This window comes from Rhodanobacter denitrificans (assembly GCF_003335105.1).
GTDB lineage: Bacteria > Pseudomonadota > Gammaproteobacteria > Xanthomonadales > Rhodanobacteraceae > Rhodanobacter > Rhodanobacter denitrificans_A.
The window spans coordinates 248,756-272,731 of the sequence record NZ_QFWQ01000004.1 but is presented as its reverse complement, the minus strand read 5'-3'; the positions used below and the strand labels follow the sequence as shown (position 1 = coordinate 272,731).

The 23,976-nt window shown below is 67.6% G+C and carries 22 protein-coding genes and 1 riboswitch; of the genes, 13 read left to right on the top strand and 9 right to left on the bottom strand.

Translation table 11 applies throughout. The features are described 5' to 3' along the window. Window positions 1–52: 52 nt before the first annotated feature. Entirely contained in the window at window positions 53–2,692 is a 2,640-nt protein-coding gene (mutS, locus tag DEO45_RS07060) for a DNA mismatch repair protein MutS (protein ID WP_114341760.1), read from the top strand. A gap of 192 nt (window positions 2,693–2,884) precedes the next feature. Then, window positions 2,885–4,327, top strand: a complete 1,443-nt coding sequence (locus tag DEO45_RS07055) for a catalase (RefSeq protein WP_114341757.1) — start codon at window positions 2,885–2,887, stop codon at window positions 4,325–4,327. 9 nt (window positions 4,328–4,336) lie between these two features. Here the strand turns inward: DEO45_RS07055 and DEO45_RS07050 are convergent, their stop codons facing one another. The 4 genes from DEO45_RS07050 to DEO45_RS07035 all read right to left on the bottom strand — a co-directional run bounded on the left by DEO45_RS07050 (window position 4,337) and on the right by DEO45_RS07035 (window position 7,070). After that, window positions 4,337–4,984, bottom strand: coding sequence for a response regulator (locus DEO45_RS07050; RefSeq protein WP_114341754.1), 648 nt, complete (start codon window positions 4,982–4,984; stop codon window positions 4,337–4,339). A gap of 98 nt (window positions 4,985–5,082) precedes the next feature. Beyond that, window positions 5,083–5,481, bottom strand: coding sequence for an RNA-binding S4 domain-containing protein (locus DEO45_RS07045; protein WP_114341752.1), 399 nt, complete (start codon window positions 5,479–5,481; stop codon window positions 5,083–5,085). Between the two features lie 36 nt (window positions 5,482–5,517). Beyond that, window positions 5,518–6,105 carry a response regulator gene (locus DEO45_RS07040; protein ID WP_114341749.1) on the bottom strand — a complete coding sequence of 196 codons (588 nt, stop codon included), beginning with the start codon at window positions 6,103–6,105 and terminating at the stop codon, window positions 5,518–5,520. Window positions 6,106–6,176: 71 nt separating this feature from the next. Further along, complete coding sequence (locus tag DEO45_RS07035; RefSeq protein ID WP_114341907.1) at window positions 6,177–7,070, bottom strand: AEC family transporter; 894 nt, start codon at window positions 7,068–7,070, stop codon at window positions 6,177–6,179. Between the two features lie 129 nt (window positions 7,071–7,199). Here DEO45_RS07035 and DEO45_RS07030 point away from each other — a divergent pair, with 129 nt between their 5' ends. The 7 genes from DEO45_RS07030 to DEO45_RS07000 all read left to right on the top strand — a co-directional run bounded on the left by DEO45_RS07030 (window position 7,200) and on the right by DEO45_RS07000 (window position 15,146). Beyond that, window positions 7,200–8,330 carry a phosphotransferase enzyme family protein gene (locus tag DEO45_RS07030; protein WP_114341745.1) on the top strand — a complete coding sequence of 377 codons (1,131 nt, stop codon included), beginning with the start codon at window positions 7,200–7,202 and terminating at the stop codon, window positions 8,328–8,330. 54 nt (window positions 8,331–8,384) lie between these two features. Continuing rightward, window positions 8,385–8,480, top strand: a riboswitch (TPP riboswitch). 54 nt (window positions 8,481–8,534) lie between these two features. After that, window positions 8,535–10,727 carry a TonB-dependent siderophore receptor gene (locus DEO45_RS07025; protein WP_114341905.1) on the top strand — a complete coding sequence of 731 codons (2,193 nt, stop codon included), beginning with the start codon at window positions 8,535–8,537 and terminating at the stop codon, window positions 10,725–10,727. A gap of 1 nt (window position 10,728) precedes the next feature. After that, complete coding sequence (gene pnuC / locus DEO45_RS07020) at window positions 10,729–11,298, top strand: nicotinamide riboside transporter PnuC (RefSeq protein ID WP_114341743.1); 570 nt, start codon at window positions 10,729–10,731, stop codon at window positions 11,296–11,298. A 100-nt stretch (window positions 11,299–11,398) separates the two neighbouring features. Further along, complete coding sequence (locus DEO45_RS07015) at window positions 11,399–12,022, top strand: DUF4124 domain-containing protein (RefSeq protein ID WP_189339691.1); 624 nt, start codon at window positions 11,399–11,401, stop codon at window positions 12,020–12,022. Between the two features lie 326 nt (window positions 12,023–12,348). Further along, window positions 12,349–12,906 (top strand): hypothetical protein, encoded by a 558-nt coding sequence (locus DEO45_RS07010; RefSeq protein WP_114341740.1) that lies wholly within the window; start codon window positions 12,349–12,351, stop codon window positions 12,904–12,906. A gap of 249 nt (window positions 12,907–13,155) precedes the next feature. Beyond that, window positions 13,156–14,118: a restriction endonuclease gene (locus DEO45_RS07005; RefSeq protein WP_114341738.1), complete on the top strand. Its 963-nt coding sequence runs from the start codon at window positions 13,156–13,158 to the stop codon at window positions 14,116–14,118. A gap of 74 nt (window positions 14,119–14,192) precedes the next feature. Further along, window positions 14,193–15,146, top strand: a complete 954-nt coding sequence (locus DEO45_RS07000) for an HNH endonuclease (protein ID WP_114341735.1) — start codon at window positions 14,193–14,195, stop codon at window positions 15,144–15,146. A 244-nt stretch (window positions 15,147–15,390) separates the two neighbouring features. On the opposite strand, the gene htpG is transcribed toward DEO45_RS07000, so the two are convergent. Beyond that, the gene (gene htpG, locus DEO45_RS06995) at window positions 15,391–17,259 is read right to left on the bottom strand and encodes a molecular chaperone HtpG (protein WP_114341733.1); all 1,869 of its coding nucleotides are present in this window, start codon (window positions 17,257–17,259) and stop codon (window positions 15,391–15,393) included. A 70-nt stretch (window positions 17,260–17,329) separates the two neighbouring features. Beyond that, window positions 17,330–18,232 carry a protease HtpX gene (gene htpX, locus DEO45_RS06990; protein WP_114341730.1) on the bottom strand — a complete coding sequence of 301 codons (903 nt, stop codon included), beginning with the start codon at window positions 18,230–18,232 and terminating at the stop codon, window positions 17,330–17,332. A 128-nt stretch (window positions 18,233–18,360) separates the two neighbouring features. Here htpX and gluQRS point away from each other — a divergent pair, with 128 nt between their 5' ends. From gluQRS to DEO45_RS06975, 3 genes are all read left to right on the top strand, one after another. Next, a complete protein-coding gene (gene gluQRS / locus DEO45_RS06985; protein ID WP_114341727.1) occupies window positions 18,361–19,227 on the top strand; it encodes a tRNA glutamyl-Q(34) synthetase GluQRS in 867 nt (288 codons plus the stop codon). A 111-nt stretch (window positions 19,228–19,338) separates the two neighbouring features. After that, a complete protein-coding gene (phbB, locus tag DEO45_RS06980; RefSeq protein ID WP_114341725.1) occupies window positions 19,339–20,079 on the top strand; it encodes an acetoacetyl-CoA reductase in 741 nt (246 codons plus the stop codon). A gap of 208 nt (window positions 20,080–20,287) precedes the next feature. Then, window positions 20,288–21,214 carry a tetratricopeptide repeat protein gene (locus DEO45_RS06975; protein WP_114341723.1) on the top strand — a complete coding sequence of 309 codons (927 nt, stop codon included), beginning with the start codon at window positions 20,288–20,290 and terminating at the stop codon, window positions 21,212–21,214. Between the two features lie 98 nt (window positions 21,215–21,312). Here the strand turns inward: DEO45_RS06975 and DEO45_RS06970 are convergent, their stop codons facing one another. Next, window positions 21,313–22,122 (bottom strand): tRNA threonylcarbamoyladenosine dehydratase, encoded by an 810-nt coding sequence (locus DEO45_RS06970; protein WP_114341900.1) that lies wholly within the window; start codon window positions 22,120–22,122, stop codon window positions 21,313–21,315. A 119-nt stretch (window positions 22,123–22,241) separates the two neighbouring features. Between DEO45_RS06970 and DEO45_RS06965 the strand changes: the two genes are divergently transcribed. Continuing rightward, window positions 22,242–22,631 carry a cytochrome c gene (locus DEO45_RS06965; RefSeq protein WP_114341720.1) on the top strand — a complete coding sequence of 130 codons (390 nt, stop codon included), beginning with the start codon at window positions 22,242–22,244 and terminating at the stop codon, window positions 22,629–22,631. A 9-nt stretch (window positions 22,632–22,640) separates the two neighbouring features. On the opposite strand, the gene DEO45_RS06960 is transcribed toward DEO45_RS06965, so the two are convergent. Both DEO45_RS06960 and DEO45_RS06955 read right to left on the bottom strand, forming a co-directional pair. Continuing rightward, the gene (locus tag DEO45_RS06960; RefSeq protein ID WP_114341716.1) at window positions 22,641–22,943 is read right to left on the bottom strand and encodes a DUF962 domain-containing protein; all 303 of its coding nucleotides are present in this window, start codon (window positions 22,941–22,943) and stop codon (window positions 22,641–22,643) included. Window positions 22,944–23,091: 148 nt separating this feature from the next. Beyond that, window positions 23,092–23,967: a pirin family protein gene (locus tag DEO45_RS06955; protein WP_114341713.1), complete on the bottom strand. Its 876-nt coding sequence runs from the start codon at window positions 23,965–23,967 to the stop codon at window positions 23,092–23,094. Between the last annotated feature and the right edge of the window lie 9 nt (window positions 23,968–23,976).

The following is a 23,976-nucleotide window of genomic DNA, read 5'->3' as shown; positions in this document are numbered from 1 at the left end:
GCAGGGGCACCGTTCTACCTGTTCCGCGCGACCACGCCAAGACTTGCATTGCATGAGCCAAGACGATCTCACCAAGCACACCCCGTTCATGCGCCAGTACCTCTCGGCCAAGGCGGAGCACCCGGACGTGCTGCTGTTCTTCCGCATGGGCGATTTCTACGAGCTGTTCTACGACGACGCGCGCAAGGCGGCGCGGCTGCTCGACATCACCCTGACCCAGCGCGGGCAGTCCGGCGGCGCGCCGATCCCGATGGCCGGCGTGCCGTACCACGCGGCGGAAAACTACCTGGCTCGGCTGGTGCGGCTCGGTGAATCGGTGGCGATCTGCGAACAGATGGGCGACCCGGCGCTGGCCAAGGGCATCGTCGAGCGCAAGGTGGTGCGCGTCGTCACGCCCGGCACGGTGACCGATGCCGCGCTGCTGGAGGAGCGCCGCGACAACCTGCTGCTGGCGATCGCCGCCGGCACGCACGGCGACTACGGCCTGGCCTGGGTGGACCTCACCTCCGGCCGCTTCCTGCTCAGCGAAGTGCCGAACGCCGAGGCGCTGGCCGCCGAACTAGCGCGGCTGCAGCCGGCCGAAACCCTGGTCGGCGAGGACGTGGCCTGGCCGAAACTGGTCAGCACCCTGCCCGGCCTGCGCAAGCGCCCGCCGTGGCACTTCGACGGCGATGCCGCCAAACGCGAACTGAACCGTTTCTTCGGCACCCGCGACCTCGGCGGCTTCGGCGTGGACAGGCTGCCGCTGGCGGTCGCTGCCGCCGGCTGCCTGCTCGGCTATGTCGAGGAAACCCAGAAAAGCGCGCTGCCGCATCTCACCGGCATGGCGGTGGAAAGTGCGAGCGAGACGATCGCGCTGGACGCGGCCACCCGCCGCAACCTGGAACTGGACACGCATCCCAGCGGTCGCACCGAACATACCCTGCTCGGCGTGCTCGACGAAACCGTGACGCCGATGGGCGCGCGCCTGTTGCGCCGCTGGCTGACCCGGCCGCTGCGCTCGCGCGACGTGCTGCGCCAGCGCCATCAGGCGATCGGTACGCTGATCGACAGTCGGCGCCACGAGAGCCTGCGCGAACAACTGCGCCGCATCGGCGACCTCGAGCGCATCCTCGCCCGCGTCGCGCTGCGTTCGGCGCGGCCGCGCGACCTTTCGACGCTGCGCGATGGCCTGCTGGCCGCGCCCAGTGTCACCAGTGCGATCTTCCCCGGCCGCGAAGACCAGGAAGCGGCCATCCATGGCCGCACTCCTCAACAGGAGCTCAGCCCGCTGCTGCATGCCCTGGTCGAACGCATCGGCGACCATGCCGACAGTGCCGCCCTGCTCGCCAGCGCCATCGTGGAACAGCCGCCGGTGCTGCAGCGCGACGGCGGCGTGATTGCCGACGGCTACGACGCGGAACTCGACGAACTGCGCCGCCTGTCCACCCACGCCGACCAGTACCTGGTCGAGCTGGAGGAACGCGAGAAGGCCGCCAGCGGCATCCCCACGCTCAAGGTCGGCTACAACCGCGTGCACGGCTACTACATCGAGATCACCCGGGCACAGTCGGACAAGGCGCCCACCCACTACACGCGCCGGCAGACGACGAAGAACGCCGAGCGCTACATCACCGAGGAACTGAAGGCGTTCGAGGACAAGGTGCTGTCGGCCAAGGAACGCTCGCTGATGCGCGAGCGTGCGCTGTACGAGGCGCTGCTCGACACGCTCACCGAAAAACTCGACCCGCTGAAAACCGCCGCCGCCGCGATGGCCGAGCTGGACGTGCTGGCTACCATGGCCGAGCGCGCCGAGGCGCTGGACTGGAGCGCTCCGCAGCTCACCGACGAGCCCGGCATCGCGATCGAACGCGGCCGTCATCCGGTGGTCGAGAAAGTTCGCGACGAGCCGTTCGAGCCGAACGACCTGAAGCTCGACGACACCCGCCGCATGCTGGTGATCACCGGCCCGAACATGGGCGGCAAGTCCACCTACATGCGCCAGAACGCGCTGATCGTGCTGCTCGCGCACATCGGCAGCTACGTGCCGGCGGCGAGCGCGGTGATCGGCCCGATCGACCGCATCTTCACCCGCATCGGCGCCGGCGACGACCTCTCGCGCGGCCAGTCCACCTTCATGGTGGAGATGAGCGAGACAGCCAACATCCTCCACAACGCCACGGCCGACAGTCTGGTGCTGATGGACGAGGTCGGCCGCGGCACCAGCACCTACGACGGCCTGTCGCTGGCGCGTGCCGCCGCCGTGCACCTGGCGCGCCATTGCCGCGCGTACACCCTGTTCGCCACGCACTATTTCGAGCTGACCGAACTGGCCGGCGAATTCGCGTCGATCGCCAACGTGCATCTGGACGCCGTGGAGTTCCACGACCAGAAGCGAGGCGAGCAACTGGTGTTCATGCACGCAGTGAAGGAGGGTCCGGCCAACCGCAGCTTCGGCCTGCAGGTGGCCGCGTTGGCCGGCCTGCCGAAATCGGTGATCGCCGAAGCGAAACGCACCCTGGCCGAGCTCGAGCGCGGCATGCACCAGCACGCCAGCGCACCCGCGCCGGCCGGTGAACCTTCGCCGCAACTGCGCCTGTTCGCCCCGGCGCAGCCTTCCGCCGCCGAGCGCATGCTGGAAGAGATCGACCCGGATGCGCTGACCCCGCGCGAAGCGCTGGAACTGCTTTACCGCCTGAAACGACCGGGCTGAGCGCCGGCGGCCAACGCCGCCGGCCGCCGCCACCTTGCGCTCACGCCTCGTCGGGGATGCTCACCTGCCGGGCACGGCAGCGGCCGCCTATCGATAGCCTTGAACTATCGCCAACATCGAAACATTCGAATTCCATTGATCGTCATGCCTGCGTAGATTGGCCGAACACCAAGTCCCCCACAGGAGCCCGCCATGAGCCAGAACCGCAAGACGCTGACCACCGACGCCGGCGCCCCGGTGTCCGACAACCAGAACAGCCTCACCGCCGGCCCGCGCGGCCCGCTGCTGGTGCAGGACGTGGCGCTGTTCGAGAAGCATGCGCACTTCAACCGCGAGCGCATCCCCGAACGCGTGGTGCATGCCAAGGCCTCGGCCGCGTTCGGCACGCTCACCATCACCCGCGACATCACGAAGTACACCCGCGCCAGGGTATTCAAGCCCGGCACGCAGACGCCGATGCTGGCGCGCTTCTCCACCGTGGCCGGCGAGCGCGGCGCGGCCGACGCCGAGCGCGACGTGCGCGGCTTCGCGCTGAAGTTCTACACGGAAGAAGGCAACTGGGACCTGGTCGGCAACAACACGCCGGTGTTCTTCATCCGCGACCCGTACAAGTTCCCCGACTTCATCCACACGCAGAAGCGCGACCCGCGCAGCAACATGCGCAACCCCATTGCGATGTGGGACTACTGGTCGCTGTCGCCGGAATCGCTGCACCAGGTCACCACCCTGATGAGCGACCGCGGCATTCCCGCCACGCTGCGCCACATGCACGGCTTCGGCAGCCACACCTACAGCTTCTGGAACGAGGCCGGCGAGCGCCACTGGGTGAAGTTCCACTTCAAGACGCAACAGGGCATCAGCAACCTCACCAACGCGGAAGCGGCGAAGCTGATCGGCGAGGACCGCGAATCGCACCAGCGCGACCTGTACGAGGCGATCGAGCGCAGGGATTTCCCGAAGTGGACGCTGTACGTGCAGGTGATGCCCGAGGTCGACGCGGAGAACACCTGGTACAACCCGTTCGACCTGACCAAGGTTTGGCCGCACAAGGACTACCCGCTGATCGAGGTCGGGGTGATGGAACTCAACCGCAACCCCGACAACTACTTCGCCCAGGTCGAGCAGTCCAGCTTCTCGCCCGCGAACGTGGTGCCCGGCATCGGCTTCTCGCCGGACAAGGTGCTGCAGTTCCGCCTGTTCTCCTACGCCGACGCCGCGCGCTACCGGCTCGGCGCGAACCACGACCAGCTGCCGGTGAACCAGCCGCGCTGCCCGGTGCACAACTACGCGCGCGACGGGTCGATGCGCCACGGCGACAACGGCGGCGGCAGCGTGAACTACGAGCCGAACTCGTTCGGCGGCCCGGTCGAGGACCCGTCGGTGCAGGAGCCGCCGCTGAAAATTTCAGGCGATGCCGACCGTTACGATCACCGCGCCGGCAACGACGACTACCGGCAACCCGGCGACCTGTTCCGCCTGATGAGCGACGCGCAGAAGCAGCAATTGTTCGACAACATCGCCGCGGCGATGCAGGGTGTGCCGGAAGACATCATCCGCCGCCAGCTCGGCCACTTCGCCAAGGCTGATCCGGCCTATGCGGCAGGCGTGGCAAGGGCGCTGGGCATGGCGATCTGAGGCTGGCCCTCAGCCGATGCCGTGAACCACCTGCAGCGGGGGCACGCCGGCCAGGCGCGGGGTGGCTTCCGCGTCGGGCATCGCGATATCGGGAATGTCGGCCAGCTCATCGACCGACAGTTCCGTGGCCAGTGCCGGCAGTGCTTCGACGGGTGCCGGTACCGGTGCCGACGGCAAACGGCCGTCCAGACGACCGGACTGCACCAGCTGTCCGATGCGCAGGTACACTTCGTTGCGGTCGAACGGCTTGCGCATGAAATCGTCGGCGCCGAAGCGCTGCACGTAGAATTGCTCGGTCGCCTGCGGGTTGCCGCTGATCATCACGATCGGGATGTGCCGGGTCCGTGGATCGTGGCGCAGCGCTCGCAGCACGGCGAAGCCGTTCATGCCCGGCATCACGATGTCGAGGAAGATCAGCGCCGGCTGCTCGCTGCAGGCCAGCCCGATCGCATCCAGGCCACTGGTGGCGTTGAGCACGGCGTAACCGTCCTGGCGCAGCATCTTGCCGAGCACGGCGCAGATCGTGGGCGAATCGTCGACCACCAGCATGCGTGCACCCAGCGTGGCCCGCGGCGCCTCATTCTCCTCCGCGGCCACATGGCTGCTGAGCAGGCGCTTGAAGAAGCCGATGCCATTGATCAGTGCGTGTCCGTCCATGCAAGCCTCCCGGGCCGATGGGATGGCGCGACAGCGCCAACCCCGTGGATTTGCGAGGATATTCCCGCAGATCCGCCCCCCGTTCTGCGATGCACTGCTCAGCGCGTATCCTTCAGCCGTCGCAATTCGCGCCGCGCCTGCTTGTCCGGGCGCTTCACCGGACCGTTCGCACCGACCAGGCGCTTCTGCTCGCGGGCCGCCTCGCGCGCCACGCAGCTCGCCTCGGTCTCGCGATACAGCGCCTGCGCCGCGCTGGCGGGGCCGCGCCGGTCGGACAACACCAGCACCTCGACCTCGAGCCGTTCCTCGCCACGGCTGATCTTCAGCCGGTCGCCCGCATGCAGGGTCTTCGCCGGCTTGCAGCCGACGCCATTGACGTCGATGCGGCCACCGTCGATCGCCTGCTTGGCGAGGCTGCGCGTCTTGAAGAAACGGGCGGCCCACAACCACACGTCGGCGCGCGTGTCGGTGGTTGCCGGCTCTGATGGTTTGCTCATGGCGGGGATTATCGCGCCATCGCAATCGCGTGTGACTCAGTCGCGGGCGGCGGGCGGCACAACCATGTCGTGCGGATCAGGCATCGCGATATCCGGGATCTCCGCATGCTCGGCGTCGCTGGGTATCGGTTCCATCGGCACCGCCTCCTCCACCGTGCGCTGTCGCACCACCAGGCGACCGCTGCGGGTGAGATGCTCGATGCGCGCAAACACCTCGCTGCGGCCGAACGGCTTCTTCATGAAATCGTCGGCGCCGAAGCGCTGCACGTAGAACTGCTCGGTCGCCTGCAGGTTGCCGCTGATCATCACGATCGGGATGTCCCTGGTCAGCGGATCATGGCGCAGCGCGCGCAACACGGCGAAGCCGCTCATGCCCGGCATCACGATGTCGAGGAAGATCAGGTCGGGGCGATCCCTGCGTGCGATGTCGAGCGCGCTCTCGCCGTCGGCGGCCTTCAGCACGATATGGCCGCTCTGCGCCAGCATCTTGCCGAGCACCGCGCGGATGGTGGGCGAGTCGTCCACCACCAGGACGCAGGCTTCCTTCGGCTCGCCGCTGCGCGGTACCGCGCGGCGCTCGCCATGATCGCCGAACATGCGCTTGATCAGATCGAAACCTGCCATGACATGAGCCCCCCGCCCATGGATTCCGGCCGCTAGTCTCGACGCAGCGCGGGCCGGGCGCAAGCCGTGCGCTACGCCCCGAGCAGCAGGTTGCCCAGCGGCACGGTGAGCAGCGACAGCACGATGCCGGCGCCCAGCACGGTGTTCGCCAGGGCCGGCTCCAGCTCGTACTCGTCGGCCAGGATCGCCGCCGACACCATCGGCGCCATCGCCGCCTGCAGCACGCCCACGGTGAGAACCAGCCCGCCCACGCCGGCCGCCTTGCCCATCGCCCAGCACGCCAGCGGCGCCAGCAGCAGCTTCCAGCCCAGGCCCCAGGCCGCCGCGCCGAGCTGGCGCTGGCCCGGATGGAACTTGAACTGCAGGCCCACCGAGAACAGTGCCAGCGGCGTCAGCGTGGCGCCGATCGGCGCGAACACGCCTTCCAGCACGACCGGCCAGCCACCGCACAGGCCCGCGACGATGCCCGCGGCCAGCGCGACGAAGGCGGGAAACGTGACGATGCGGCGCACGATCGGGCCAAGCTGGGGCGTGCGCCCGGAATAGAGCGAGGCCACCACGATGCCGGCCGAGGCCAGCACCGGGAACGCGCCGATCTGGTCGGCCACCACCGCCAGCGCCAGGCCCGCCTTGCCGTGCAGCGCCTGTACCATCGGATAGCCCATGTACGCCGTATTGCCCAGGCCGCAGACCAGGATCAGCGCACCTGTGCGCTGCCGCGACCAGCCCAGCCGCGGCCCGAGCAGGCCGAACAGCAGCCACGCGCCGCCGAACGTGAGCCACATCGCCGCCACCGGGAACCACAGCTGCGGGTCGAACTTCACCTTCGGGATCAGCTCCAGCACCAGCGCCGGCAACGCCACGTTCAGCACCCACCAGTTGATGCCCGACACGATCCCGGCCGGCGGCTTCGCGAAGCGTGCCACCAGGGTGCCGAGGATCAGGCAGACGAACAGCAGCAGCATCGCGCTCATGGGCGGCCATCGCGGGGGAAGTCGCCCATTAAACGCGATGCTGCACCCGCACGGAAGCCGGCGCCGCGGGCTTATCGGCGATAATCCCGCGTCTATCGCCCGCGCAAGCCCACCGCCGCCATGAACGACCACCTCCATCTTGCGCACGGACTGGCCGGCGACAGCACGCCGCCGGACTGGCCGCCGCTGACCATGGATGAAGTCGCGGCGCTGCTGCGCGGCTACCCGGCATCGGGCACGCCGATCCGGATCGACTGGCACAGCCCGCGGCCGCTGTCGGCCGCCTGCTTGGTGGCCACCGATCGCGGCACGTGGTTCGTCAAGCGCCACCATCGCGACGTGCGATCGGTGGCCACGCTCGAGGAGGAGCATCGCTTCATCGCGCACCTGCGCGCGCACGGCATGTCGATTCCGGCCGTGCTGACCGATGCGCACGGGCGTACCGCGGTGGCGATCGGCGACTGGACCTACGAGGTGCATGGGCACGCCGGCGGCATCGACCTGTACCGCGAGACGATCTCCTGGGAGCCGCTGCCGAACCGCATGCACGCGCTCACCGCCGGCCGCATGCTGGCCGCCCTGCACGAGGCGGCCGCGGACTACCGCGCGCCGCAGCGCGGCACCCACCTGCTGGTCGCGCGCAGCGAACTGATCCGCGCCGTCGACCCGGTCGCCGCGCTGCGCGCGCAATTGCCGCAACGCCCCGGTTTGGCCGACTACCTGCGCGGCCGCGACTGGCCGATGGACCTCGCCGGACTGCTCGCGCCCTGGCATGCCGCGGTGCAGCCGCAACTGGCGCAACAGCCCATGCTATGGACGCACGGCGACTGGCACGTCTCCAACCTGTGCTGGAGCGACGACCGCGACGACGCCCGGATCGGCGCCGTGCTCGACTTCGGGCTCGCCGCCGCCAACTTCGCGCTGTTCGACCTCGCCACCGCGATCGAGCGCAACGCGATCGCCTGGCTGGCGCTCGACGCCGACGCCGGCCGCCCCGACATTGCCCGCGCGCTGATCGACGGCTATCGCCAGCTGCATCCGCTGACTGCCGCCGATCTCCACCTGCTGGCCAACCTGCTGCCGCTGGTGCATGTGGATTTCGCGCTGTCCGAGGTCGAGTACTACCACGCCGTCACCCGCTCGCCGGCGAACGCCGACGTCGCCTACGACACCTTCCTGCGCGGCCATCCGGCATGGTTCCGCACGCCGCCGGGGCAGGCCCTGCTGCAGGCAATCCGCGACTACGCCTGAGCCGGGAGGAGCCAGCGTCGCGGCGGCGGCCGTCCAATCGTGGTTAAATAGGCGTTCTTGAAGCGGGGGTGCCCGGCATGGCCGGGCTGAGAGAGTCCCTTGGAACCTGATCCGGTTCATACCGGCGTAGGGAGCTTGCAGATCCGGCACGTCCATGCGACGGCCGGGTCGCCGTCGCTTCGTCCGCAGCACCTGAAGACGACGATGGCCTCACTCCGCACTCCCTCCGCACGCTCCTCCCTGATCCTCGCCCTGCTCGCCGTCATGGCTTCCGCCCATGCCGACGACGACACCACCAGGCCGCAGGCCACGCCGCTGGCGCCCGTCCACGTCGAGGCCGACAGCGCGCACGGCTACCACGCCGACAACTCGCAGCTGGACACCTTCGGCAGCTTCGGCAACGCACCACTGCTGGACACTCCCGCGGCGGTCAGCGTGATCACCCGCGACCAGATCGACGACCGCCAGCCGCGCACGCTGAGCGAACTGGCGCGCGCCGACGCCGCGCTGGGCGACAACTACGCGCCGGTCGGCTACTACCAGGACATCGCCATCCGCGGCTTCGCGCTGGACCTCGCCACCGGCTACCGGCTCAACGAGATGAGCCTGACCGGCGAACAGCCGATCGCGCTGGAAGACAAGCAGCGGGTGGAAATCCTCAAGGGCCTGGGCGGCCTCGAGGCCGGCGTGCTGGCGCCGGGCGGGCTGGTCAACTACGTCAGCAAGCGTCCGGCCGAGGTGCGCAGCGCCACCGTCGGCACCGACTCGCACGGCTCGCGCTACTTCGCCGTGGATGTCGGCGGCTGGCTCTCGCCCACGTTCGGCGTGCGGGTGAACGCGGCGCACGAGGGCATGCATTCGTACGTCGACCATGCCGACGGTCGGCGCAACTTCGTGTCGCTGGCCGCCGACTGGAAGATCAGCGCCGACGCCACCCTGCAGCTGGACAGCGATTACCAGGTCAGCTCGCAGCGCTCCGTCTCCGGCTACCAGCTGCTCGGCGGCCGCAGCCTGCCCGCCCATCCCAGCCGCACCCGCATGCTCGGCTTCCAGCCGTGGCAGCAGCCGGTCGACGTCGACGCCAGCAACAGCACGCTGCGCTTCGACTACCGCCTCGGCAACGACTGGCACGCACAGCTCTCGGCCGGCCACAGCCGCGCCCTGATCGACGACAACGTGGCGTTCGCCTACGGCTGCTTCTATTCGCCCGATTGCGCCAGCGGCGCCACCCCGGGCTGGTTCTTCGCGCCGAACGGCGACTACGACATCTACGACTACCGCAGCCCCGACGAGGCGCGCACCAACGACGAGGCGCGCGCGGTGCTGAAGGGTTCGTTCGACACCGGCACCATCGGCCACGAGGTCAGCCTCGGCGCCAGCGCGTTCCGCCGCACCATCGACCTGCGCCCCTACGTCTACGACTACGTGGGTACCGGCAACATCGACCAGATCGACCCGCCGTACTTCGCGCCATCGCCGAACCAGCCAGGCGCCGAGGCACGGCGCCTCACCAGCTGGCAGCACTCGATCTTCGCGCTCGACCGCATCCACCTCGGTGCCCACTGGCAGCTGCTGGCCGGTGGCCGCTACGTGCGTCTGCACGAGCGCGCCTACGACGATGCCGGCGCGCCGCAGCGCGACACCCGCCTCGCCAAGGTGCTGCCGCAGGCCGCCGTGCTGTGGCAGCCGACCGGCCGGCTGACCGCCTATGCCAGCTATAGCGAGAGTCTGTCGCTGGGCAGCCAGGCGCCGTACTGGGCCTCCAACGGCGGCACCACCCTGACCCCGCTGCTGGCGCGCCAGACCGAAGCCGGCGTGAAGTACGCATGGAGCGACGCGCTCGGCCTGTCGGCCGCGCTGTACCGCATCCGCCAGCCGTACCAGTTCACGCAGCCGGACAGCACCGCCGCGGGCTTCACCTTCGTCCAGCAGGGCAGCGAGGCGCATACCGGGCTGGAACTCAACGCCGCCGGCCAGCTGAGCGACGCGTTGCGCCTCACCGCCAGCGTCAACCTGGTCCAGGCACGCGCCCAGGGTACCGGCACGGCAGCCTACGAGGGCCACCAGGTGGTCAACGTGCCGCGCCTGCGCACGGCCGTCTACCTGGATTACCGCCTGCCGTTCGCGGCCGACATCGGCCTGCTCGGCGGCTGGCGCTACGCCAGCCCGAACGTTGCCACGCCGGACGGCATGACGCGCGTGCCGGCGTACCACGTATTCGATGCAGGCCTGCGCTACACCACCCGGTGGAACGGCCACGCGCTGATCGTGCGGCTGAATGTCGACAACGTGTTCAATCGTTTCTACTGGCGCGACACCGGCAGTTCCGGCGGCGACAGCTACCTGTTCCCCGGCGCGCCGCGGCTGGCACGGCTTTCCGCGACCTTCGCGTTCTGACATGGGCTGGATCGAACTCATTGCCGCGCTGCTGAGCGCCTGGGGCGTCTGGCTCACCGCACGCCGGCGGCCGTGGTGCTGGCCGGTGGGGCTGGTGTCGGTGCTGGTCTACGCCTGGGTGTTCGTCGATGCGAAGCTGTATTCCGACGCATTGCTGCAGCTGGCATTCGCGATATTGATCGGCTACGGCTGGGTGCGCTGGCTGCAGCACCTGGGCGACGACGGCCGCGTGCGGGTGGCTGCGCTGCCGCGCCGACAGGCGGTGGCGCACATCGCACTGGGCGTGCTCGGCGCGCTGGCGCTGGGCGCGTTCATGCACTACCGCACCAACGCCGCCCTGCCTTGGCTGGACGCCGCGCTCACCGCCTTCAGCCTGGTCGCGCAATGGTGGCAGGCACGCCGGCACATCGCCGCCTGGTGGCTGTGGATCGCGGTGGACGCGATCTACATCGGCGAGTACGTCTACAAGTCGCTGCTGATCACCGCGGCGCTGTACGCCGGCTTCATCGTGCTGGCGGCGATCGGACTACGCACGTGGCGCCGCGCCGGCAACGCACCTGCCTCCACCTGAAGCCGGCACGGAAGCCAGAGCCCGGCATGTTCAGCGAATCGTAACGCCGCTGCGACGACACTACGGCTGCATGCAACGTCACTGCCGGATGGACGCCAGGATGAGAATCCCGCCGGGTGGAATACCGCTCCTGTACGCCGCCGTCCTGCTGCTGGCCGCGGCGGCGCCGGTCGGCGCGCAGAACATCTACAAATGCACCCAGGGCGGCCAGATCGCCTATACCGACCACCCGTGCCCACACGGCAGCGGCGAGCTGCTGCACCAGGCGGACGACACCGAAGTCATCGACCGCTACCTGCGTCTGGGCCAGGACGAGCTGGCGAAGCGCTATGCGGATTCACGCCATCTCGAAGCACTCTACCAGCAGCGCCTCGACGCACGCCAGCAGGCGATGGACGAAAAGGCCCAGCGTGACGCCGACGATGCCTACGCGGCGCAGCAGCGCGCCGAGGAGGCCCGGCAGCAGTCGCTGAGCGACCAGGCGGCCGAGCGCGACCGGCTGCATGCCGAGAACGAGGCCTTGCGCCAACAGAATGCGGACTACCAGAACCAGCTGAGCCAGCCGGTCTACAACGCCCCGCCGGTCTACTGGGGCCCCCCGCCGTACCGGGATCGCCATCGCGACCGGGATCGCGACGACGATCACGACCATCACCCGCCGTCATCGGACGAACCCATCTTCCATCCATGCAAGCAGCTGGCCGGCGGCCGCACACAGTGCTGAAGCTCTCGCCGGCCACATAGCCGGCCGACGCGTCAGATGCACAGGCCGAGCCGGCGCACGCCTTCGCGGATCTCGTGCATGTTCGCGCCTCCGTAGCCGAGGATCAGGCCGCCTCGGGGAGCGCCCGGCGGCTCCATACGATCGGCCGGGCACGGCACGCGAGCTGGTCTTCAAGTGCCTGCTTTTGCCTCCGGCAACGGCGCGTTCGCGGGCCGCCCTGATTCCATTTGACTGCGCGGCGCCGCGGGAGGAGAGTCGGAAGAGCTGAAGAAGCGGGCACCGTGCAGGGGCCCGCGATGAGCACCTGGCAGTGCCAAGGAGGCCTTGTGAAACGGTTCCACGTACTGATGCTTTCCGGGATATTGTCGGCCGCCACCGGCGGCGCGATGGCCGATTCGGGCTCGCTCAACGCATTCACGCCCAAGGTCCTGCCGGTGCTGGTGCAGGTGAACGCGCAGGGCAAGGTCACCGACGTATCGCCGGCCACGGAGCTTTCGCCGCGGCTCAACCGGTTGCTGCGCGAGAATCTGGATGAACTGATCAGCAAGCCGGCCACCGAACACGGCCGCCCAGTGGCCAGCCAGTTCATCGCCAACCTGGCCCTGCGGGTAACGCCTCGCCAGGAGGGCAACTACGACGCCCAGTTCGCCTACGTGTCCAGCTCCCCGGTACCTTCCGGTTCCTGGTACTGGGTGCACATCGACGGCCACCGGCTGGCGCTCGCCAGCGGGAACGCCTACAACCGCGGGACGCGGCTCCGTTTCGACAACGACCGCGACATGAACCGGAACTGGAACAACCAGGGCTACCGGGCCGTACCCATGCCGACCATCCAGGCCCGCAGCAGCCCCGCGCCGGCGCGTGCCCCCACATCCGGCCACTGAAGCGACGCGAAGCGTGCCCGTCGCCAGCGAGGGGCCGCTTGTTTGGACAGGGTCACCCGATGGTCGACCTGCGCGTCCTGCAGGCGAGGCGCTTTTTCCACGCGCGCGAAGCCTTGCGCTTGGGAGTCTTTGCTTCAAGCGCAAGGGTCAAATTGTTGCAGGCCGATGCTCCAACGTGGCCAGCAGGTTTTTCCCGCGCGCTAGTTTGCAGTACGGTGGCCGCGCCAGGGAGCACTCAGGGGGAGTGAAATGGCGAAACGCACGACAAGCGGCTTCGAACAAATCGCGGCCATGCCATGGTGGCTCGGCATCCTGATCGGCCTGATCGGGTATGTCGCGATACGACATGGCATCGGCTGGTACCTCGCGTCCAGCCACAGCCCCGTCCTCGCCGGCATCGGCCGGATGTCGGCGGCTGGCGCCTACGCACCGCTCGCCTGGATGCTGTTGATCGGCTGCTGGCTCGCCGCCCTCGCCTCCTTCATCGGTCGCGGCCGCCGGCGACAGCTGCTCGACAGCCAGACCGGCATCGACAGCCTGCGCCGGATGAGCTGGCGCCAGTTCGAGCAACTCGCCGGCGAAGCCTTCCGCCGCCAGGGCTACGCCGTCGCAGAAACCGGCCTCGGCGGCGCCGACGGCGGCATCGACCTGATCCTGCGCAAGAACGGCAAGACCACTCTGGTGCAATGCAAGCAATGGCAGAACTGGCAGGTAGGCGTCAAAGTCGTGCGCGAGATGTACGGCCTGCTGCTGCATCACAAAGCCGCCGCGGTGAAGATCGTCGCCCTCGGCTACTACACCAGCGAAGCACGGCGTTTCGCCCACGGCAAACCGATCGAACTGATCCACGGCGGGGAGCTGATCGCCACCGTGCGTTCGCTGCAAAAAACCAGGGCGCGCGCCACGAGCCCGCTGGATACACCGCTGGCTTTGTGCGGAAGCATGGTCGCGAGCCTGCTGCTGATCGCGGCGCTGTCGCCTTCCACCACGACCGTGCCACCGCCAGTCGCAGTATCTATCGACACCCAAGCCACGTATAGGCCGGAACCAGCCTACATACCTCGTCCCTCTGCGGCGTCCACTCCTCACGCTCAGCCGACGATCTACGCAAGCGAATCGCAAAACGATGCGGAGCTGCGCGAGTGGAAAAAGCGGAACGCCGAGTCGATGAAGATTCTGGAGAAGACCACGAAGGAAATGCCGCTGCGGTAGCGGTTTTTGCGCGTATCGTGAATGGGTGCCCGATTCGACAGGTTTTCCATTAACCTGGCCGACGGGAGTACTCGATGGCTTACTGGGGGGTCAACCACAAACAGACGCGCGACCACGAGGTTCGTGGCGGCTATCTGTGGTCGCCTTGCCGCAACACCAATGGCGCATTCAACCAAACCTACGAGAACATGAAGCTCGTTCGACCGGGCGACGTCGTGTTCTCATATGCGAACGGCCGCATGGGCGCCGTGGGTCGCGTAACCGTCGCCGCATCACCGAGCCCCAAGCCAATCGAATTCGGCAACGTGGGTGACTATTGGGCTCATGAAGGCTGGCTGGTGGAAGTCGAATTCAAAGCTGCGCACCGTCCGTTGCAGCCCAAGGAGCACATTCAAGCCATCGGCCCGATGCTCCCGAAACGCAACTCACCTCTACAGAAAAATGGGAATGGCAATCAAGGTTGTTATCTGGCCGGCATCTCCAATGCGCTCGGCCACGTATTGATGGCGCTGCTGGACATTCGACAAGTACGAGAACTCGATCAACCACCAACCTATCTGATCGACCACGAGCCCAACGCTCAAGTGCTCGATGACATCCACCGCATCGAGACGGACGCATCGATCCCGAAGACGCAACGTCTGCAGCTCACCCGGGCTCGCGTTGGCCAGGGTTTCTTCCGCAAACAGGTCATCCTGCTCGACCCGGCATGCCGGGTCACCGGCGTCACCGACACCCGCCTGCTGATCGCCAGCCACATAAAACCCTGGCGCGAAGCCTCCAATCCCGAACGCCTCAGTGGCTACAACGGCCTGATGCTCTCACCGCACGTCGATGCGTTGTTCGACGAGCAATTCATCACTTTTGAAGATGACGGTCAGATGCGCGTGCATCCTTCGCTTTCGCGTGAGGTGCTCGATAAGTGGTCTATCGACCCGGATAAACGCGTTGATCGGTTCCGGCCGGAGCAGGCGTCGTTCCTTGCGCACCATCGTGAGCTGTTTACTCGAAAGATGCTCTCCGCATAGCCCTTGGCCACGCAAGGGATAAGTGCCTCGGGCTCCGAAGGCGGACGAAAACTCTTGGCCACGAACGACAACGGCAAGTGCGATTCCGGCCTTCGCCGGAATGACGGTGTGGGGGAGATGACGCGATTCCGGCCTTCGCCGAAAAGACGAACATTGATGGATGGAGTGACGAGTAGTCGGGAATAGCAGCACAGAAAAGGCCGCCCATTGGCGGCCTTTTCACATCAGCAAAGCGCCCAGCGCCTCACCCCATCAACACTCGATTCATCCGCTGCACGAACGCCGCCGGATCCGGCAACTGCGCCCCGGCGGAAATCTCCGCCTGTTCCAGCAGCAACATCGCTAGATCACGCGCCTTGCCTTCGTCGGTTTCGCTCTCGACGCGCTTGACCAGCGCATGCTGCGGGTTGATCTCCAGCGTCGGCTTCGACTCCGGCATGTCCTGCCCCGCTTCGCGCAGCAGGCGCGCCAGATGCGGCGCCATCTCGTAATCGGAAAGGGCCAGGCATGAGGGCGAGTCGGTCAGGCGGGCGGAAACCTTCACCTCGCCCACGCGATCGCCGAGCAATTCCTTGAGCTTCTTCAGCAACGGCCCGGCTTCCCTGGTCGCCTCTTCCTGCTTCTTCTTGTCGGCTTCGTCCAGCGGCACCTCGCCCTTGGCCACGCTCTTGAGCTTCTTGCCTTCGTACTCGCTCAAGCTGCCGATCATCCATTCGTCGATGCGGTCGGACATCAGGAGCACTTCGATGCCCTTGGCCTTGAACGCCTCAAGCTGCGGGCTGCCGGCGGCGGCGGCGTAGCTGTCGGCGGTGATGTACCAGATGGCATCCTGGCCGACGGCCATGCGCCCGATGTAGTCGTCCAGCGAGACGTTCTGCACGGTGCCTTCGCCCTTGGTGCTGGCGAAACGTAGCAGCTTGGCGATGCGCTCGCGGTTGTTGGCGTCCTCGCTGATGCCTTCCTTCAGCGTGTTGCCGAACGCCTTGTAGAAGGTGGCGAACTTTTCCGGCTCGTCCTTCGCCAGCTTCTCGATCAGGTCGAGCACGCGCTTGACGCAGGCGGCCTTGATTCGCTCGAGCTGTCGGTTGTGTTGCAGGATTTCGCGGCTGACGTTGAGCGGCAGGTCGTCGGCATCGACCACTCCGCGCACGAAGCGCAGGTAGTTCGGCAGCAGTTCCTCGGCCGCGTCCATGATGAAGACACGCTTGATGTAGAGCTTCAGCCCCTTGCGCTCGTCCCGGCCGCCCATCATCAGGTCGAACGGCGGCTGCGACGGGATGTACAGCAGGGTGGTGAAGCTCTGGCTGCCCTCGACGCGGTTGTGCGTCCAGGCCAGCGCGTCGTTGAAGTCGTGGCCGAGCGACTTGTAGAAGCTCTGGTAGTCCGCGTCGGAGATCTCGGACTTCGGCTTGGCCCACAACGCCGAGGCGGCGTTGATGGTCTCGAACTCGTCGGTCGGCTTGCCGTCCTTCTCGGTCGGCATGCGGATCGGAAACGCCACGTGGTCGGAGTAGCGGGTAATCAGCGCGCGCAGCTGCCAGCGGCTGAGGAACTCGTCCTCGTCGGCCTTCAGGTGCAGGATGACGGACGTGCCGCGTCCGGCCAGCTCGACCGGCTCCAGGGAGTATTCGCCCTTGCCGTCGCTTTCCCACTTCACGCCCTCGGCCGCCGGCGCATCGGCGCGGCGGCTGAGCACGGTGACCTTGTCGGCCACCACGAAGGCGGAATAGAAGCCCACGCCGAACTGGCCGATCAGCCGCGCGTCGGCCTTCTGTTCGCCCGACATTGCCTCCAGGAAACGGCGCGTGCCGGAGCTGGCGATGGTGCCGATGTTCGCCACGATCTCGTCGCGGCTCATGCCGATGCCGTTGTCGCGCACGGTGACGGTGCGCGCATCCGGATCCCAGCTCACGTCGATGTGCAGCTCGCTGTCGCCAGCCGACAACTCAGGCTTGGCGATCGACTCGAAGCGCAGCTTGTCGCAGGCGTCGGAGGCGTTGGAGATCAGTTCGCGCAGGAAGATCTCCTTGTGCGAATACAGCGAGTGGGTGACCAGGTGCAGCACCTGGGCGACTTCGGCTTCGAACTTGCGGGTTTCGGCGGGTGCGTTCATGCGTGGATGTTCCGTTGTTGCGTGGGGCTGGAAATGACGGCCGCCGCATCGGCGGCTGCGCGGAAAAGGATCAGCGTTGCACCGTGGGGTTCTGCAGCGCGGCGATGCGCTCCTCCAGCGGCGGATGGCTCATGAACAGCCGCCTGAAGCCATCGGCCAGCGGGCCGGAGATGCCGAACGCGGCGATCGTCTGCGGCAGCGTGTTCTCGCCGTGGTTGGCCTGCAGCCGCTGCAGCGCCGAGATCATCGCACCGCGGCCGGCGAACTGGGCGCCCGCCGCGTCGGCGCGGAACTCGCGCCAGCGCGAGAACGCGGCCACGATGATCGAGGCGAACAGGCCGAACACCAGCTGCAGCACCATCACCGTCACGAAATAGCCGATGCCGGTGCCGCCTTCGCGGTTGTCGCGGCCGCCCGACATCCAGCTGTCGACCAGCCGGCCCACGATGCGCGCAGCCAGGATCACCAGCGTGTTCAATACGCCCTGGATCAGGGTCAGCGTCACCATGTCGCCGTTCGCCACGTGGCCGATCTCATGGCCTAACACGGCGCTGACCTGGTCGCGGTTCATCTGCTGCAGCAGGCCGGAGCTGACCGCCACCAGCGAGCTGTTCTTCGTCATGCCGGTGGCGAACGCGTTCATCTCTGGCGCATCGTAGATGGCCACTTCGGGCATGCCGATGCCGGCGTTCTGCGCATGGCGGCGCACGGTGTCGACCAGCCAGCGCTCGGTCTCGTCCTGCGGCTGCTCGATCACCCGCGCGCCGGTGGACATCTTGGCCATCCACTTGGACATCGCCAGCGAAATGAACGCGCCGCCCATGCCGAACACGGCGGCGTAGGCCAGCAGGCCGCCCATGCCGCCGTAGCCGCGGGCGGCGGCCATCTGGTCGATGCCGAACAGGTGGCAGACGATGCTCAGCAGGAGCAGGACGGCAAGGTTGGTACCGATGAACAATGCGATGCGACGCATGGCTGTCTCTCTATGGCAGTCATGAAGGAAACGTAAAAACCGTGGCTCAAGATTCGGGGCGCAAGCGACGGCTTTCAAGGGTTGCCCGGGCGGCGACCGACCGCGCGCCGCTATCCTAGAATGCGCCGATGAGCTACCGCGGCCGCTTCGCCCCCTCGCCCACCGGACACCTGCACTTCGGCTCGCTGGTCGCCGCGGTGGGCAGCTGGCTGTGCGCGCGGCACGCCGGTGGCAAGTGGCTGCTGCGGGTGGAAGACATCGACCCGCCGCGCGAGGTTCCCGGCTCGGCCGCCAGCATCCTCGCCGCCCTGCCGGCGTTCGGGCTGCTCGCCGACGCGCCGGCACTGTTCCAGTCGCAGCGCCTCGCCGCCTACGACGCGGCGTTCGAACAGCTGCGCGAGGCCGGCCAGGTGTTCCCCTGCTGGTGCAGCCGAAGCGAGCTGGCCGGCGCCGGCGGCATCCATCGCGACGGCCGCTGCGTCGCACTGCCGCAGGCGGGCCAGTCGCCAGCCTGGCGATTGCGCGTGCCGGACATCGCCATCGCCTTCGACGACGCGCTGCAGGGTCCGCAGCGGCAGAACCTGCGCGACGAGGTGGGCGACTTCGTGGTCCGCCGGGTCGAAGGCCTCTATTCCTACCAGCTCGCCTGCGTGGTGGACGACGCCTTCCAGGGCATCACCGAGGTGGTGCGCGGGCTGGACCTGCTCGACTCCACCGCGCGGCAGATCTGGCTGCAGCGCTGCCTCGGCCTGCCCACTCCGGCTTATCGCCACCTGCCACTGGTGCTGGATGCGGAGGGACGCAAGCTGTCGAAGTCCGAGCGGGCGTTTCCGGTCGACCCCGCCGATCCGCTGCCGGCACTGCGGCGGGCGCTGGCGTTCCTGCGGGTGCCGGCGCCGGCCATGGCAGCGGATGCCTGCGATCTGCTGGCGCAAGCGCTGGCGGGCTTCGATCCGGCGGATTTGCCGCATTGCAGCGGTCACTCCTTCGCCTGAAACGCTATAAATGCCGAACGCACCGGCGTCCCGTGACAACGGCATGAAACATGCCCCCGCCATGCTCCGGCGCGACAGCCCCCGCTTCATCCGCACAGGAGTTCCAAGGACATGACGCAGCGCACGGCATTGGTCACAGGCGGCACCGGCGGCATCGGCAGCGCGATCATCCGCTACCTTGCCGGGCAGGGGCATCGGGTTGCCACCAATTACCGCGACCCAGGCAAGGCCGAAGCCTGGCGCAAGGCCATGGCGGCGGATGGCATCGAGGTGTGCATGGTGCCCGGCGACGTCTCCGATCCCGTCGCCTGCGAGGCGATGATCCGCGCGATCGAGGAGAAGTGCGGCCCGGTCGACATCCTGGTCAACAACGCCGGCATCACCCGCGACACCACCTTCCACAAGATGAACTATCAGCAGTGGACGGACGTGATCAACACCAACCTCAACGCCTGCTTCAACGTCACCCGCCCGGTGATCGAGGGCATGCGCACGCGCAAATGGGGCCGCATCGTGCAGATCAGCTCGATCAACGGCCAGAAGGGTCAATACGGCCAGGCCAACTACGCCGCAGCCAAGGCCGGCATGCACGGCTTCACCATCTCGCTGGCGCAGGAGAACGCGAAGTTCGGCATCACCGTGAACACCGTCTCGCCCGGCTACGTCGGCACCGACATGGTGATGGCGGTGCCGGAGGAAGTGCGCGAGAAGATCGTGGCGCAGATCCCGGTCGGCCGGCTGGGCAAGCCGGAGGAGATCGCCTACGCGGTGGCTTTCTTCACCGGCGAGCAGACCTGCTGGATTACCGGCGCCAACCTGGCGATCAACGGCGGGCATTACATGGGTTGGTGAGGGCGCTGGAGAGTACGGATGAGTGAGATGTGCGCGGTCACGGGGTGCACCGCGATCATCGCAAGCTCCGGGACACGTCATGTGGAGTTCGATCGCGGGACGCTCCGGCAAACAGATGGCGAGTCGGCACGACATCGGCCGGGCTTGCATGACCCATCGCCCAGGGCGTATATCCCACGGTCACTAGCCCGGTGAAAGGAGATCGCTCATGGTCACGGAACATGTTTCTGGCACCTGCGCATGGATGCTTGCTGGCCTGGCTCTCGCCATGGCGCTGCCGGCCTGGGGGCAAAGTGGCACACCAGCCGCGCCGGCCACGGGCGTTCCGGCTTCCCCAGCCTTTGTCCCGTCCACCACGGCGCCCTCGTACGACAGCGACCCCACCTTCGGCGCCTCGTCGAACGAGGATTTCACCAACCCCGAAAGCGACGCCAGGCCGGGGGTGTACTTTTTCGGGATCGCCGCCCGCGCCTTCGAGCAGAAGAACTACCGCCATGCGATCGACATGTACAAGATCGCCGCGTCATGGGCCTACAAGCCGGCCGAATACAATCTCGGGGTGATGTATTACCGCGGCCAGGGCGTGCCGGTGGATCGCCCATTGGGCGCTGCATGGATGGTTCTGGCGGCAGAGCGCAACACACCAGATTACGTCGCGGCGCGCGACCTGATGATCACGCCGCTGAGCGATGCCGAGTTCGCCCAGGTCAACACCCTGTGGAACCAGCTCAAGCCGACCTACGGCGACGCCACCGCCCTGCATCGAGCCAAGGTGCGCTGGGCCCAGGTGCGCGCAGGCATCACCGGCTCACGCACCGGCAGCATGGCCGGGCCGCTGGCGGTGGGCTCCAAAGGCGGCCCCTCGGCTCCCAGGACAGGCAAGGGTACGACGGGCGCACCTTTGCATACGGACAGTTCGGGCTTCGAGATCACCAGCGGGCATGACATGAATGGCGTGGTGGCCTATCGGCAGTTCCGCGAAAGCGACAACCCTTACGACCCGAAATTCAAGACGGATCCGATCGGCACCACCTCGGTGGGCGCCCTGATTCCGGTTCCCGCCAGCGAGGGCAAGGAAGCCACGGACAAGACCCCTGATGACAACCCGCCGGACCACAAGCCCGGCAATTTGTAGAGCTGATCGCCACCCCGGCATCAGAATCATGCGGCGAGATTGACCAGACCTCGGTGGTCTCGACATGCGGGCACGGGAGCGGCCGCTCCCGTGCCCAGTCACCCCAGCAGCTTCTCCAGCACCTTGCCCACGGCCGCGAAGGCGAACGCCCCGGTGACATGGGTGGCGGCGCCCAGGCCGCCGCCGCAGGCCAGGTTCATCGCGTCGCCGCCGGGCGGGCGGGTGCCGCACACCGTGCCGTCCGGTTGCGGGTACTGCACGTTCTGCAGCGAATAGACGGCCGACACGCCGAAGTAGCGGTCCGGGTTGCGCGGGAAGTTGAAGTCGGCGCGGAGCTTCTTGCGGATCAGGCTGAACATCGCGTCGTGTTCGGTGCGCGACAGGTCGCGCACGCGGATCTGTGTGGGGTCGGTGCGTCCGCCGGCCGAGCCCACGCTGACGATCGGCAGCTTGCGTCGGCGGCACCAGGCGATCGTCTCCAGCTTCACCCGGAACGCGTCGCAGGCATCCAGCACCACGTCGTAGCCGCGATCGAGCAGTTCGTCCAGCGAGGACGGGGTGAGGAAACGTTCGACCGCCTCCAGCCGAATCGTCGGATTGATCGCGTGCGCACGCTCCGCCATCACGCCCACCTTCGACTTGCCGTACTCGCCGTCGAGCGCGTGCAGTTGGCGATTGGTGTTGGATACGCAGACCTCGTCCGCGTCGATCAGGGTGAGCCGACCCACGCCGCTGCGCGCCAGCGCCTCGACCGCCCACGAACCGACGCCGCCGATGCCGACCACGCAGACGTGCGCGCGCGACAGCCTCGCCACGCTGCCGGTGCCGTACAGGCGTTCGACGCCGGCGAAGCGCTCAGCCGGAAAGGTCGTCCCGCTCGCGGCGCCGCCGAGCGGGTGCGTGGTTATGTCTGCGTGGGTCACCGGCGGATCCTGCGATGCAAATGCGCCATTTTATCGTGCCTGCATGGATGCCGTGCACCGGCGCGGGTTATCCTGCGGGCTTCCCTTCTCATGGAACCGTCCCGATGCGCGTAGCCCTGATGATCCTGCTCGGCCTGGTGATCGGCGTGATCGGCACGGCCAACGTGATGAATGCGCTGGCCGCGCGCAATCCGATGCCGAAGGCCGTGATGGAGACGATGGGCTACCACCTGGGCGAACTGAAGAACGCGATCAAGGCAAAGCAGTGCGACCCGGTCAAGGTCCAGCACCACCTGGCCCGCCTGCAGTCCACCGCCGGCGATATCACGCCGGTGTTCGGGATCGACGAGAAGGCCTTCACCGACGATGCCACCCAGTTGCAGGATCACCTGCAGCAGGCGGTGCAGGCCGCACCGGCCACCTGCGAGGCGCTGGCCGCGGCGATCAAGCCGGTCGGCGAGACCTGCAAGAGCTGCCACCAACAATACCGCTGAGGCTGCCGTTCAGAAGCGGATCCTGCCGCGCAGCATCTGGCCATACATCACCCAGTCGCCCATCAGGCTGTACAGCGGGTGCCTGAAGGTGGCCGGACGGTTCTTCTCGAACGCGAAGTGGCCGAGCCAGGCGAAACCGTAGCCGGCCACCGGCGCCAGCCACAGCCAGCGTAGCCGGCCGCTGGCCAGCGCCAGCACGATCACCGCCAGCACCAGCGTGCTGCCGATGAAATGCATCCGGCGGCAAATGCGGTTGCCGTGCTCGCTGAGGTAGAACGGATAGAACTCGGCAAAGCTGCTGTAGCCGGACATGTTTCTGCTCCGCGACGGTATGCGCCGATTCTGCCACGCGACCGATCCGTGCGCGCTGTAGGGCGGGCACTGGCCGCCGGCCTTTGCCTCGTTGAAGCCGAGAGCGGCGGACAGTGTCCGCCCTGCGAAGCAAGGCAATCCGTGCCGCCTACTCCGGCAGAGGAATGAACTCCTTGTCGTCGCCGGGCACTTTCGGAAAGCGCTCCTCGCGCCAGTCGGCCTTGGCCTGCTCGATGCGCTCGCGCGTGCTGGCCACGAAGTTCCACCACAGGTGCCGTTCGCCATCCAGCGGCGCCCCGCCGAACAGCATCAGGCGGCTCGCTTCGTGCGCGCGTAGCGGCGGCGCGGCGGGGCCAGCCTGCACCGCCATCTGCAGCGCGCCGACCTCCAGTTCGCCCCAGCGGACCGCGCCCTCGACCACGTGCACGCCGCGCTCGCTGTGCTCGGTTGGCAACGCCAGTTCGGCGCCCGCGGCCAGTTGCACTTCCAGGAAGAACATCGGCGCGAACACCTTCACCGGCGAGCGCTCGCCGTAGGCCGTGCCGGCAATCAGCACGGCCTCCATGCCGGGTCGGCGGATCTTCGGCAACGCGGCGCGATCGTGGTGGTGGAACTCCGGGTCCACCTCGGCATCGGCCTGCAGCAGCGCCACCCAGACCTGGATGCCATGCAGCAGCTGCCCGCCCTGGCGCGCCTCCGGCGGCGTGCGTTCGGAGTGGACGATGCCGCGGCCGGAGGTCATCCAGTTCACTTCGCCGGGACGGATGTCGGCCAGGCTGCCGAGGCTGTCGCGATGACGGATCACCCCGTCGAACAGCCAGGTCACCGTGGCCAGGCCGATGTGCGGATGCGGCCGCACGTCCATGCCCTTGCCGGCGGCGAACGTGGCCGGCCCGATGTGATCGAAGAACACGAACGGGCCGACGTGGCGCGCCTGCAGCACCGGCAGCATGCGGCGAACCATGAAGCCGTCGCCCAGATCGTGCACGCGGGCATCGGCAATCAGCATCGGGGTGGCTTCCATCGCGCCCTC